A 12,480-nucleotide genomic window follows, 5' to 3' on the forward strand; every position below is an offset into this window, starting at 1 on the left:
CCGCCCTTCGCCCCCCCCTCCCTCCCCTCGCCCCCCCCCCCCGCCGCCACCGCGAGGGCGGCGACGGTCGCGAACATCCAGCGACGCAGCGCTCTCATCCGATCAGCTCAAAGCCTCGGCGATGGGCAGGGCGGCGTCGGCCGAACCGTTGCCGAACCGGATGGTGCGCCCGAACGTCGACGGCTCGACGAGCGCGGCAGCGATGACCGCGGCGACATCCGCACGCGACACTTCGCCCTTGCCCTCGGGGTCGAGCACGATGCGGCCGGTCGGGTCGTCGAACGTGAGGGTGCCGGGGCCGAGGATCGTGCCGTCGAGATCGGTGGAGCGCAGGTGCTCGTCGGCCGCCCACTTCGCATCGGCGTAGGCGAAGAAGCCGTCGCTCTCGGGCACGCCGTGGTCGGCGGTCGAGCCGATCCACGACACCATCACGTAGCGGCGGACTTGCGCGACCTCGGCCGCGTCCATCGAGCGGATCGCGGCATCGCGGTCGACCGCATAGGTGCGCTGCGCGTCTCCCCCACCGGCGCCGGCCGACCAGACGACCGCGTCGTGACCGCGGATCAGATCGGCGATCCCCGCGACATCGAGCGACTCGATGTCGGCGACGAGCGGACGCGCGCCCGTGGCCTCGACATCGGCGATGTGCTGGGGGTTGCGGATGACGGCGGTCACCTCGTCGCCGCGGGCGACCAGGAGCGGGGCGAGCAGCAGGGCGATATGACCGTGCCCTCCGAAGACGATGATGCGGGACATGCGATTCTCCTCACTCCGGCAGCTGAGAGCTGTCGATCACGAAAGCTTGCGGATGGCTCGGAAGGTAGCGTACGACCACACCCTGACCGCCCGGTATGTACGCGTCACGGTCGGGGAAGACGGCCGGGCTGAAGAAGTTGCTCTCGAGGGTGTACTCCACCCCGTCGCCCGTGGTGAAGGTGACCCAGTCGCCGTCGAGCGTTCCCACGGTCGGGCGGCCGTTGTCGTAGATGTACGCGCGCGTGACCGGCACACCGGTCAGGCTCAGGATGCCGATGATGAGGTTCGCGAGCATCACGAAGCCGAGGATGCGGAACAGCACGCGCATGGTCGTTCCTCCGATATCGCGGCGCATCGCGCCACCCTCCGGGAGGAGGCCCTCGCGTTCCCGCACACGGCGCAGCGCCGCACCCGGGCTCGTGCGCTTCGTCGAGATCGCGAACAGTCCGAGGATCGAGAAGCCGGCGATGAAGACCATCGCGTACGCGTGGGACGCGGGGAAGTTCAGCAGCCAGAACAGGGTGTCGAGGGGGTTCATCGCCCGGCCTCCTTCTCGATCGTCACGGCCACGGTCTGCGGATCCTCCCGGCGATAGAACGCCCAGATCGGGGCGCCGACCTGCAGATGCGGGATCGCCTGCGGGTACACGAACACTGTGGTGTCGGCCTCCCAGGTCTCCCCTCCCTCGGGCGCGAGCAGCACCCGCAGCGCGAGTTCGGACTGGCCTTCGCGACGGCGCCCGGTGGGCCGGATCTCGAGAACGGATGCCGGAACCTGCGTACCGGTCGTGCGCGCCCGCACCTGGCCAGGGTCGATCAGTCCTCGGTCGATGCGCCACTGCAGCAACGCCTCGCTCACCGCCGGATCGGACGGATCCACGAGTTCGAGGGCGTCGTGGTCGCCGGGCCGGTACCGCACCGCGAGCGGTTGTCCGACCTGCAGCGCCCCCACGTCGGCGAGCGGCACGAGGGTGCGCAGCTGTGCCACGAAGTCGTCGCCATCGGTCGGGGTCACGCGGAGGAAGATGTCGTACTGAGGCGCGTCGTTGATGGTCGTTCCCGTGGTCTCGACCTCGACGATGCGTCCGATACCGATCCGTGCGTCACCCGCGCGTGCGAGTCGTCGGCGGGTCGGGCCGAGCATCATTCCCCCGAAGGTGAGAAGAAGCCCCCAGGCCACGCCGATCATGATCGGGGCACCCAGGCTGTCGCCCCCGAAAGGGAGTATCGACTGCCGCTGATCGATTCCGAAGAGCCCCTCGCCCGTCCAGATCACCAGCCAGGCGGTGAGCAGCAACCAAACGATCAGCAGTGCGAGGCGAAGCATGCCTTCAGCGTATCGAGGGAACGTTCGCCAGCGCTCGCCGCACTCCGGTCGCGGCAGAGCGCCCTGCACGGTTCGCCCCGATCGTGCTCGCCGAGGGCCCGTAACCCACGAGCTGGATCCGGGGATCGGCGACGGCCGTCGTTCCCCGTCCGCCACGATCGAGCTGGATGCCTCCCGCGGCGCTGCGCAGGTGCAGCGGGGCGAGGTGACCGATCGCGGGCCGGAACCCCGTCGCCCAGAGGATCACGTCGACGCGCTCGAACGATCCGTCGGCCCAGCGCACGCCGTCGGGTTCGATCCGCGTGAACATGGGTCGCCGTGCAGAGTATGCCCCCAGGCGCTCGGCTTCTCGCTCCTGTTCGCGGAGCATGAGCCCGGTGACGCTCACGACGCTCTGCGGCGGCAGCCCCTGCGCGACGCGCTGCTCGACGAGAGCGACCGCTGCCGCGCCCGCCTCGGGCGTGAAGTCGTCGGTGCGCCAGACCGGCTCGCGCCGCGTCACCCAGAGGGTGTCGGTGATCGGGGCGAGCGCGCCGAGGAACTGGACAGCGGACGCCCCTCCCCCGACCACGAGAACGCGCTTCCCTCGGAAGTGCTCAGGACCGGGGTAATCGATCGTGTGCAGCTGCTCGCCGAGGAACGTCTCCATGCCCGCGTAGTGCGGCAGGAACGGATGGGTCCACGTGCCGGTCGCATTCACCAGGGTGCGCGAGCGCCACTCCCGCTCCCCTGCGCGTGTCACGAGCGCGCCGTCCTCGTCGTCCACGCGATCGACGGTGACGGGGCGGATGATCGGAAGGACATGGGCGCGCTCGTAGGCTGCGAAGTAGGCGGGGACGACGACGTTGGCGCGCTGGCCGTCGCGCGGCGGCGGAGTGTCACCCGGGAGCTCCGCGACCCCGTGCACGTCGCGCATCGTCAGGGCATCCCATCGGTGCTGCCAGGCTCCGCCCGGCTCGGCGTCGGAATCGAGCACCACGTGCGAGATGCCGAGCCGCGTCAGGTGGTACGACGCCGAGAGTCCGGCCTGACCCGCGCCGATCACGATGCTGTCGAGGATGCTCACGCTGACGTGAACGTGCGGGCACCCGCCGTTGTTCCCTCGGGGCTCTCGCACCTGTTCCGCATCACGACGCGCCCGGGCGGCTCGCGCCGATTGGTGTTGACCTCGCGACCTGTAGTACGCTTTTCGAGTTGCCCCGGTCAGTCCGGAGCGATTCTGGGCCTGTGGCGCAGCTGGTAGCGCACCTGCATGGCATGCAGGGGGTCAGGGGTTCGAGTCCCCTCAGGTCCACAATGAAACCCGCGAGAGATCGCGGGTTTTCTTGTATTTTCGCACGTAGGGGACCCCGAGAAATGAGGGCATTCTCGCGAGTGTCTGCCCGGATTCACGGCAGCGAACTCCGAACCGACACCCCTCGGGCACCGCCGAGATGTGCCGGGACACGTCGGGACGCGAGGATCACCAATGGCACTTCAGTTTCCGACTTGCCCGACAACTCGCCTCAGCAATGCTGCACCGGAGCTCTAGCCGCCGTCGATTGCGGAGGCGCGAAAATTGACCTCGGCAGCAACCACGTCACCGGCTGCTTCGAGCGGCGTCGCGCTGGAAGCTGACGCAGGACCAACTCTCCATACGGCCGGCCGAAGGTCCGGCTGTGATGCGGCGACCAGCATGCAAACCAATGAGAACATCTTGGGACCCGATGGCGCCAGAACGAGTCGCCTCTGAGGGGAAGCGGCGAAGACCAGCGAGTCCAAGGCTAGATACGTTTCTGCGATCGACCGGATCTCGTAGGTAACTGCCGACGTGTGCGGGTCTTCAAGGGTGAGTTGGTTAACGCTACGGGCATCGTGTTGGAACCGAGAATCGTCACTCGAGGCGATGAAAGCCCAGACCTGATCGGGCTCAAGAAGTTCCGTCAGCCCCATGATGCGGTGAGGCTCGAGTCCAAGGCCAGCGACCAAACCGACCGGGACCGATGACGGACGAAGATCGCCCCGGACACCGTCGTCGACAAGATCACGCGATTCAACGACGAGCTCGGCGGCGTCGGAGCGCTCCTCTCTTTCACGTTCGACTTCAGCCAGGAACCCGAGCCGTACCGACGCCACCTCGAACTGCTCGAGTGCGAAGTCGGTCCGCGCGTCGCCGCTCTCGGCCCGCGCGGGCGCACCGCCGCATGAGCACCTCCAGCGTGCCGAGCATCGTCTACGAGGCGTCGCCGGCGACGATCGCTCTGACGACGAGCCGTAGGCGATCGCCCGCTCTCGCCGGTGAGCCGGTCGAGTTTTTCGAAGTGCTGCACAGCGATGCAGGCGGTCGCAGCAGAGTCTGGGAGTGCACCCCCGGGCGCTTCGAATCCGCGCGGACCGGCGACACGGAGCTCATGCACTTCATCGCCGGCATCGGAACGATCACGACTGCCGACGGCGCTGTCCACGATATCCGTCCGGGGGTGGCGCTCGTCGCTCCAGACGGCTGGCGTGGCACCTGGGACATCCGAGAGACGGTGCGGAAGGTCTACACGATCTGGACCGCAGCAACCCCCACACGCAAAACAGGAGAGACATCATGACCACTGTCCGAGAACTCCAGGAATCCGCCTGGGACGCCGAGTGCCGCAAGGATCTCGACGCGCTCTTGGCGCACTTCCATCCCGACGCCACCTTCCACCCCCGCGGGCGGCCCTGCCGAGCAGGGCCACGCCGCGATCCGAGCGATGACGGAGGACTTCTACAGCTCGTATCCGAGCCTCGAGATCGAGATTCTCGCCGAGCGGAGCCACGGCGAACTGTCCGCGGTGTTCGAGTTCCGCGCGCGGTTGCAGGACAACGAAGGCAACCGGTCGACGCTGGAGGGTGTCTGCCTCGTGGAAATCGACGACGGTCTCTTCACCAGCGTCCGGTACTACGAGGATGCGCCAGTCACGGTGACAACTTCGGCCTGAGCTGTATGTAGAGACCGAGAAGGTGGCCGCGCACACTGGACGCAGCCACCTTTTCGTCTGAGACCGGCACTCTCAACCCTCGTCCTTAATCGACGTGAGTCGCGTCGCGGCCGCTGCACGTGTTCGCATTACTCCGTCGATCCGCCCGCCGAGCGCGTGCGAGATGTCAGATCCGGCGGATTGGAAGCGCACCTCAGCCGACCAGAGTATTTTGTGGCGGATCCATCGGACAGCCTTAGAGTCCACAGCGTTTCCGCTCTACGAACAAGGGCAGTGCGCGCCATCAGACCTCATGAGCGGAGCGAAGAGGCATCGCCGCTTGTTCTGACGATCGGGTCCTGGCTCGTGTCAACGGTGAGCCTGCCTGCCAACCCTGCCTGCGCGGCGGGCGGCACCAGCACCACCGGGACCCGCACGTCGTAGAGCTCGGCGGCGACGAGAGCCCCGGTCACGACGATCGCATCGCGACTCGCGAGAAGGATCGCGCACGGGCCGACCCCCGCGCGGATCAGCTCCGCGAGCACGCTCGACGAAGAGCTGGACCCGCGCCCCGCGTCCATCGCGAGGACGACCCCCGAGAGGCTTCTCCCCCGATCGGGATGATGCACGTCGACGACGGTACCGTCGTGACCCACTCCGCCCCAGAAGGAGAGGGGAGCCTGCAGGCGCAACAGCGGCCCGGTGCCGCGCCCCTCGAGGAGCACCGCGGTCATCCGGCTGCCCCGCCTTCGAGCACCACTCGACCGGTGCGAGCGGAATCCACGCACTCCCGCATCGAGACGAGCATGACGTCGACGCCGATGTTCGCCGGCGCATAGTGCGCCCATTTGCCGGAGTTCGTGAGCACGCGACGCACGGAAGGCGCGAGCATCGCCGTGACATACGTGCAGGTGTCCACGACCACTCGCACACCCGCGGCGCGGAGGATCCCCGCGGCTCCGGTCTCCTCGGCGAACGCGAGCTGCGCCCGCCCGGTCGACACGAAGAAGTCGACATCGGGGTGGATCGGCGGCCCTTCCTCGAGGAGCTCCGCGAGCTGTGTCAGCTCGTCGAAGGATGCATGGGGCGTGCCGATGCTCACCGCATCGATCGCGCCGTCGTCGAAGGTCGACAGATCGCGCCGCGCCGACCTGAGCATCGCCTCGTCGAGCACGTGCACCTCCTCCGGCGCCGCCCCCTGCAGCGCCGCGTGCAGGGTCGGCGCCTCCGGCGTGCGACCGACCACATGGAAGAGGCCCACGCCGCCCGCCGATGCCGCGGCTGCGCCGAGGGCCTTGAGCCGATCCTCGCCCGTGTCTGCGGGGAGGCCGGTGAAGACCGGATTGCGCGTGCCGCTCAGCCCGCCGGCGAGATAGCCGAGGGTCGGCCAGAAGGCCTCCGCGGCGACGGTCTCGGCAGAGAGGGCCGTGCAGTCGATCACGACCTGCCCCCGACGCGCGGCGGTCGTGTGCAGGCCTGAGAAGGGCGCACGACCGGTGATCGCCGCAGCGATGTCAAGGAAGTCGCCGTATCGATCGGTGCGTGCGCCCAACACGCTGTTCGCGAAGACGATCGCGTTGGACTCGGCCCAGGCGATGTGCTCGCCGAATGACGGGCGGCCCGGCAGCTGGTACGGCGCACACGTCCAGCTCGCCGTGCACCCCATGGCGACGTACGCCGACATCAGGGATCGTCCGCCGTCAGCGACCTCTCTCTCATGCGCGGTGTCGGTGCGGACGTAGTGCGGATGCAGCAGATCCATCGATCCGACGTTCAGCGTGGTGGGCACGCGCACCCGCGCCCCCAGATCGACCAATCGGTCGGCGAAGTCGAGACTGACCCGTCCGTGATACAACGCGGAGTCGATGTGCGCCGAGGCGACGGGGACCAGTCTCGGTGCCTGCAGCGTCCTCGCCAGCTGCACGACGACTCTCATCGCCAGCGCGACGGCAGCGCCGTCGGCGCCCGCGAGCATCGCCGACTCGTCCGGAGTCAGTTGCAGCGTGTCCGCTCCGCTCATGCCGCACTGTCGAAGTCGGTGGCGGCGACGAGCCGCCGGGTGTACGAGTGGCTCGGGGCGTCCAGGACCGTCGCCGTGTCGCCGCGCTCGACGATCTCACCCTTCAGCATCACCACGACCTTCTCGGTCACCTGACGCACTACTCCGAGGTCGTGCGTGATGAAGAGCAATGAGGTGCCGAGCTCTTCGTTCGCCGCGCGAAGCACCCCCAGGATCTGGGCCTGCACACTGACGTCGAGGGAGGCCACCGGTTCGTCGCACACGATGAGGTCGGGCTTGACCGCGAGCGCGCGCGCGATCGCGACCCGCTGACGTTCACCGCCGGACAGTGCACTCGGACGCCTGGTCGCGTAGGAAGCGGGCAGCCGCACGAGCTCGAGCATCTCGGCGACGGTGAGGGTGATGTCGGAGGTCGACTTCGAGAGCGCTTCTCTGAGGGTGCTGCCGATGCTGTGCGCGGGGTTCAATGATGTGTACGGGTCTTGGAACACGCACTGCACCGCTCGGCGGACCGCATGGCGATCGGCGCGACTCATCGCCGCGTACGAGGTCGCGTCCCTGCCGCCGACGACGATGCGACCCGACGACGGAGACTCGAGACCGAGAACGCACCGCGCGAGAGTGGTCTTGCCAGAGCCTGACTCACCGATGATTCCCACGCTCTCGCCCCGCTCGACGACCAGGGATGCGTCGACCACTGCGCGCTGACCCGGGCGTCGCGACGTGCCGAACGTCTTGCTCAGTGAGTCGATCACCAGCGCAGGGGCGTTCGAGCGCGCCGCGACGAGAGCGGAGTTCGGCGGTACCACCAGCTCCGTCTCCGCAGGTGTCTCCGAGAGAACCTCCGCACGGATCTCCTCGATGCGCACACAGGCCGTCGCGTGGTCCTTCCCGATCTCGTGCAGCGGCGGAGAGGCCACCAGGCATTCGGGAGCCGCCCAACGACACCGGTTCGAGAACGCGCAGTGCCCGACGGTGTCGCGAGCGGGGACGATGGAGCCGGGGATGCTCTCCAGAACGGTCAGTCGCTCCCGACTGCTGGGGATGGATCTCAGGAGGCCCTCGGTGTACGGGTGCGCCGACCCTTCGCGCAGCGCCTCGCCGCTGGCCGTCTCGAGGATGTTCCCGGCGTACATCACCATGACGCGATCGCTGTACGTGAAGCCCAGCTGCAGGTCGTGTGTGACGAGGACGACCGACATCCCCCGCTCTGCCTGTATGCGGCGGATCAAATCGAGCACCGCCCTCTGGGTCGTCGCGTCGAGTGCGGTCGTGGGTTCGTCTGCGATGAGGATCTCGGGATCCTGAGCCAGGGCGGCCGCGAGCGCGATGCGCTGGCGCATGCCCCCGGACAGCTGGAAGGGGTACCGCGCGAGGACGGTCTCATCGGTGATCTGCACCTCCTCGAGCATCCGTCGAACGACATCGTCGAGGTCACGTGCGCGACGCCGCTCCGGCGGCAGCGACTCCACGAGATGCGTGCGGATCGTCTGGAGCGGGTTCAGGATCGTGAACGGATCCTGCATCAGGAGTGCCACCGTCCTGCCACGGATGCCCGCCACCACACGCTCCGGCGCGCCGATCAGCTCGAGACCTCCCACGCGCACCGAACCGGTCGCCGTGACACCGGGCGGCACGAGGCCAGCCAGGGTCCGCACGGTGATCGACTTGCCGCTTCCCGACTCCCCCACCAGGCACAGGGTCTCACCGCGATAGAGGGTGATGTCGGTGTCGAAGGTGAGCGGCACCTGCACGCCGTCGCGTTCGAACGAGAGCGAGAGCCCGCGTATCTCCGCGCACACCTCTGCGTCGAGTCCGATGGTCATCGTGCTCCTCCGTTCGTCGACACCTTGCCGTACCATCGATCCGCTGCGAGTGTGGCCGCGAGGCCGACGAGGATCAGGGCGAGGGATGGGGCCAGCGACCCCCAGATGTTGAGGTCGAGTATCGAGCGGTTCTCGTTGATCATGAGCCCCCAGTCGGGCACGCCTGGCGGCACGCCGAGGCCCAGGAACGACAGACCGGACAATCCGACGAGCGCGCCGACGAAGCCGAGGAGCAGGTTCGCCACCACGGTGGGCATGACGTTGGGCAGGACGTGTCGGAAGACGATCACCGATTCGCTCACGTCGAGCGTGCGTGCCGCCTCCACGTAGGGGAGCGTGCGCTGGACGAGGGTGACGCTGCGCACGAGACGCGCCTCGATCGGCCAGCCGAACAGGGTGAACATCGCCACCGCGACCCAGTAGCCGCCCTCGAACACGCCGACGACGACGAGCGTGGTCAACAGCGAGGGGAACGCCCACACCAGATCGGTGGTGCGCATCAGGAAGCTGTCGAGCATCCCCCCGCGGAATCCGGCGACGAGGCCGACGACTGTTCCGATCAGGGTCGCGCCGATCGCCACTACGATCGCGCCGACGATGGCGGTCTGACTGCCCGCGATCAGTCTCGATAGCACGTCGCGTCCGAGGCCGTCGGTGCCGAGCAGATGGGCCGCGCTGGATGCCGTCGCTCCCAGCGCGATGTCCTGTGCTGTGGGATCCAGCGGTGCGATCATCGGGCCGATCGCCGCGCACACCCCTGCGACGATCAGGACGACGAGGCAGGCGACGGTGACGGCCGTGATCCTGGGGCGGCGAGCGCGCTCCTTGGCCAGCTGGGTGACGATGCGCTGCGTGGTCATCGCTGACCTCCTGCCATGCGGATGCGGGGATCGACGACGGCGTACATGATGTCGATGATGAAGTTGAAGACGAAGATGATCGTCGCGAGGAGGATCGCCACCGCCTGCACCACCGGCATGTCCTTCGACTGGATCGATTCGACCAGCAGGGACCCGAGCCCAGGGATGGAGAAGATGTTCTCGATGAAGACGACGCCGCCGAGGCTTCCTGCGAGCAGCAGCCCCGTGACCGTCAGAACCGGCAGCATGCTGTTGCGGAAGGTGTAGGCGACGAGGATCCTCGCGCGAGCGAGCCCTCTCGCACGCGCGAAGGTGACGTAGTCGGCGCTCTCGACTCCGAGCACGCTCGCGCGCATCTGGCGCGCGACCACGGCGAACTGCGCGATCGCGAGCGTGATCGCCGGCAGAAGCAGATGCCAGAGACGATCGGCGAATCCGTTGCCGGCTCCGAACACGGGGAACAGCCCGAGGGCGATCCCGAAGACGTAGAGGAGGATCGTGGCCGTGGCGTACACGGGAGCCGCCAGAAAGGTGACGGCCATCCCGCTGATGAGGGCATCGGCCGCTCTGCCCTGTCGGAGACCGGCGATCATTCCGAGCGGGATCGCTGTGAGGAGCACAAGCACGATCGACATGAGGGCGAGGGTGGCCGAGATCTCGAGGCGCCCGCCGATGACCGTCGTGACGGGCTGGCGCTCCACGATGGACGAGCCGAAGTCGCCGGTGATCGCACCGCTCACCCATCGCCAGTACTGGGCGAGGAAGGGGTCGTCGAGATGGAACTGCTCACGGATCGCCGCGATGGTCTCGGGAGTCGCCGGCTGGCCCTGCAGCAGGGTCCGCTCGACGGAGCCCGGCGCCAGATACAGGAGCGCGAAGACGAGCACCGACACCAGGATCAGCAGTGCCGCGGTCTGACCGAGTTTCCTGAGGAGATAGAGTGCCACGCTGACTTCCTTCGCGTACATCGGATTCGGGGCGGTGAAAGAGCGGGACGCCGATGCGTCCCGCTCTTTCGATCACTGATCGGCGGCGATGCGATGGATCCAGTCCGCTCCGCGCGGCGCGAAGTCCTCATAGGTCCAGTCGTTGCCCAGCACGAGCAGCTTCTGCTCGGTGTACAACGGGATGTACGGCACATTCTCGGCCAGATCCTGCGAGATCGCCACGACTGCCGCCTTCCGCTCGTCCTCGTCGAGGGTCGATGCCAGGGTGGCGAGGTTCTCCGTGCCGACCGCACTGGAGTAACCGGCGGTGTTCGCTTCGGCGAACAGACCGCGAAGGGACTCCCATGGGTCCAGCGATCCATAGCCGGTGTAGATCAGCCGAAGCCCCTGCGGCTGGTCGATCTGGCTGGTCTCGTCGTAGAACTGCTCGGCGGTCACGGACGATCCGTTCAGGGTGATGCCGATCTCGGCGAGGTCGGCCTGGAGGACCTGGAAGACGACGGAGTCGTACTCGGCGAAGGTCGCGTCGATCGTGAGGCCGTCCGGGTACGCGGACTGCGCCAGCTCTTCCTTCGCGGCGTCGATGTCGTTGTCGTAGGTCTCGATCTGATCGGTCAGTTCGGTTCCGTCCTCACCGAACATCGCCTCGAGCTGAGGGCGTGTCATGACGACGTCTGCCGGCTGACCGTTGCCCTTGAGCTGCGCGGTGACGAGATCGTCCTTCGAGACCGCGTATGCGATCGCCTTGCGCAGGTGGATGTCGTCGAACGGCGCCTCGCGGACATCGAGCGACAGGTACTCCATGGAGAGGCCCGGAGCGAGCGTCGTGGTCACCGCGTTCTCCGAGGAGTACCGTTCGGCGTCGGCGAGACGGGCGTCGAAGGTGCCGTCCACCTGCCCTTGGGTCAGAGCGATGCGCATCGTCTCGGGGTCTGTGATCGTGGTGAATGTGACGCTGTCGGCTGACGGAGCATCGCCCCAGTAGTCGTCGTAGCGGGCGAGCACCGTATCGCCCGTCTTCGAGAAGGACTCCACCTGATAGGGGCCGGTGCCCATCGTGAGGACCTCGGGGTCACCGAGGGCGTCGCCCGCCTCCTCGGCGAAGGCCTGCTGGACGATGAAGCCGTTCGATGCGACCGCCACCGGCAGGAACAGGGGGTCCACCGCGCTCAGGGTGACGGTGACCTCGTTGTCGCCGGTCGCCGTGGCCTGTTCGAAGGAGACGAAGTTGTAGCTGGTGAGGGAAGAGTCTTGGGCCAGTCTGGTGAGCGAATAGGCGACGTCCTCGGCGGTGAGCGGGTCGCCGTTCCAGAACGTGACGTCGTCGCGGAGGGTGAAGACGAACGTCTTGTCGTCGGACGTGGTCCACGACTCGGCGAGCCACGGTTCGAGCTCGCCGTCGCCGTTGACATGCAGGAGTGTCTCCAGCGCAGCGGCCTGCACCGTGTACGAGACAGCGGAGATCGCCTTCGTGTTGTCCAGGCTCTGCGGAGCGGACACGGTGGCCCAGGTCAGATCGGTGTCGGCGGACGAGGTCGACGACGCCCCTGAGCAGCTGGTGAGAGCGAGCGCGGCGACGATGCCGAGCGCGGCGACGGCGGAGGCCCTTCGGGCGGGCATTGAGGTTGTCATGAGCAGACGCTAACACGACTGGGTGTAATACCTCACTCTTTTTTCGGAAGAATGTCGAGCGTTACAAGGACGTAATAGCGGTTCACGAGCACGAAATATTCAGCCGACCGGTTGCGCGCCGTGAGTACGTGATAGCGTTCCGAACGTAAGGCCTCACTAAATCACGGCCTCATACGATCTTGG

The 12,480-nt window shown here is 67.4% G+C and carries 13 protein-coding genes and 1 tRNA gene; 3 read left to right on the forward strand and 11 right to left on the reverse strand.

Going from position 1 to position 12,480, the window contains the following annotated elements; genetic code table 11:
• Positions 1-102 precede the first annotated feature (102 nt).
• From ACTJKK_RS13340 to ACTJKK_RS13355, 4 genes are read right to left on the reverse strand one after another with little or no spacing between them, the layout of a single operon-like run.
• On the reverse strand, positions 103-756 hold the full coding sequence (locus ACTJKK_RS13340; RefSeq protein ID WP_440748359.1) for an NAD(P)H-binding protein: 654 nt from the start codon (positions 754-756) through the stop codon (positions 103-105).
• Positions 757-766: 10 nt separating this feature from the next.
• The gene (locus ACTJKK_RS13345; RefSeq protein WP_440748360.1) at positions 767-1,294 is read right to left on the reverse strand and encodes a hypothetical protein; all 528 of its coding nucleotides are present in this window, start codon (positions 1,292-1,294) and stop codon (positions 767-769) included.
• Complete coding sequence (locus ACTJKK_RS13350) at positions 1,291-2,082, reverse strand: hypothetical protein (RefSeq protein ID WP_440748361.1); 792 nt, start codon at positions 2,080-2,082, stop codon at positions 1,291-1,293. The genes ACTJKK_RS13345 and ACTJKK_RS13350 overlap by 4 nt, the downstream gene beginning before the upstream one ends.
• A 4-nt stretch (positions 2,083-2,086) precedes the next feature.
• Positions 2,087-3,148 carry an NAD(P)-binding domain-containing protein gene (locus ACTJKK_RS13355; RefSeq protein WP_440748362.1) on the reverse strand — a complete coding sequence of 354 codons (1,062 nt, stop codon included), beginning with the start codon at positions 3,146-3,148 and terminating at the stop codon, positions 2,087-2,089.
• Between the two features lie 155 nt (positions 3,149-3,303).
• Between ACTJKK_RS13355 and ACTJKK_RS13360 the strand changes: the two genes are divergently transcribed.
• Positions 3,304-3,376 (forward strand) — tRNA-Ala (locus tag ACTJKK_RS13360).
• Between the two features lie 233 nt (positions 3,377-3,609).
• On the opposite strand, the gene ACTJKK_RS13365 is transcribed toward ACTJKK_RS13360, so the two are convergent.
• A complete protein-coding gene (locus ACTJKK_RS13365) occupies positions 3,610-4,197 on the reverse strand; it encodes a hypothetical protein (protein WP_440748363.1) in 588 nt (195 codons plus the stop codon).
• 68 nt (positions 4,198-4,265) lie between these two features.
• On the opposite strand from ACTJKK_RS13365, the gene ACTJKK_RS13370 reads away from it, so the two are divergent.
• Positions 4,266-4,661 (forward strand): cupin domain-containing protein, encoded by a 396-nt coding sequence (locus ACTJKK_RS13370; RefSeq protein ID WP_440748364.1) that lies wholly within the window; start codon positions 4,266-4,268, stop codon positions 4,659-4,661.
• Between the two features lie 144 nt (positions 4,662-4,805).
• Complete coding sequence (locus ACTJKK_RS13375) at positions 4,806-5,033, forward strand: hypothetical protein (protein WP_440748365.1); 228 nt, start codon at positions 4,806-4,808, stop codon at positions 5,031-5,033.
• 290 nt (positions 5,034-5,323) lie between these two features.
• Here the strand turns inward: ACTJKK_RS13375 and ACTJKK_RS13380 are convergent, their stop codons facing one another.
• The 6 genes from ACTJKK_RS13380 to ACTJKK_RS13405 all read right to left on the reverse strand — a co-directional run bounded on the left by ACTJKK_RS13380 (position 5,324) and on the right by ACTJKK_RS13405 (position 12,297).
• Positions 5,324-5,746 (reverse strand): aconitase X swivel domain-containing protein, encoded by a 423-nt coding sequence (locus tag ACTJKK_RS13380; protein WP_440748366.1) that lies wholly within the window; start codon positions 5,744-5,746, stop codon positions 5,324-5,326.
• Positions 5,743-7,032 (reverse strand): aconitase X, encoded by a 1,290-nt coding sequence (locus ACTJKK_RS13385; RefSeq protein ID WP_440748367.1) that lies wholly within the window; start codon positions 7,030-7,032, stop codon positions 5,743-5,745. Before ACTJKK_RS13385 ends, ACTJKK_RS13380 begins: the two co-directional genes overlap by 4 nt.
• A complete protein-coding gene (locus tag ACTJKK_RS13390) occupies positions 7,029-8,858 on the reverse strand; it encodes an ABC transporter ATP-binding protein (RefSeq protein ID WP_440748368.1) in 1,830 nt (609 codons plus the stop codon). The genes ACTJKK_RS13385 and ACTJKK_RS13390 overlap by 4 nt, the downstream gene beginning before the upstream one ends.
• The gene (locus tag ACTJKK_RS13395) at positions 8,855-9,718 is read right to left on the reverse strand and encodes an ABC transporter permease (RefSeq protein ID WP_440748369.1); all 864 of its coding nucleotides are present in this window, start codon (positions 9,716-9,718) and stop codon (positions 8,855-8,857) included. Before ACTJKK_RS13395 ends, ACTJKK_RS13390 begins: the two co-directional genes overlap by 4 nt.
• Positions 9,715-10,665, reverse strand: a complete 951-nt coding sequence (locus tag ACTJKK_RS13400; RefSeq protein WP_440748370.1) for an ABC transporter permease — start codon at positions 10,663-10,665, stop codon at positions 9,715-9,717. Before ACTJKK_RS13400 ends, ACTJKK_RS13395 begins: the two co-directional genes overlap by 4 nt.
• 72 nt (positions 10,666-10,737) lie before the next feature.
• A complete protein-coding gene (locus tag ACTJKK_RS13405; RefSeq protein WP_440748371.1) occupies positions 10,738-12,297 on the reverse strand; it encodes an ABC transporter substrate-binding protein in 1,560 nt (519 codons plus the stop codon).
• Between the last annotated feature and the right edge of the window lie 183 nt (positions 12,298-12,480).

The sequence above is a fragment of the Microbacterium sp. 22179 genome (assembly GCF_052045715.1).
Lineage (GTDB): Bacteria > Actinomycetota > Actinomycetes > Actinomycetales > Microbacteriaceae > Microbacterium > Microbacterium galbinum.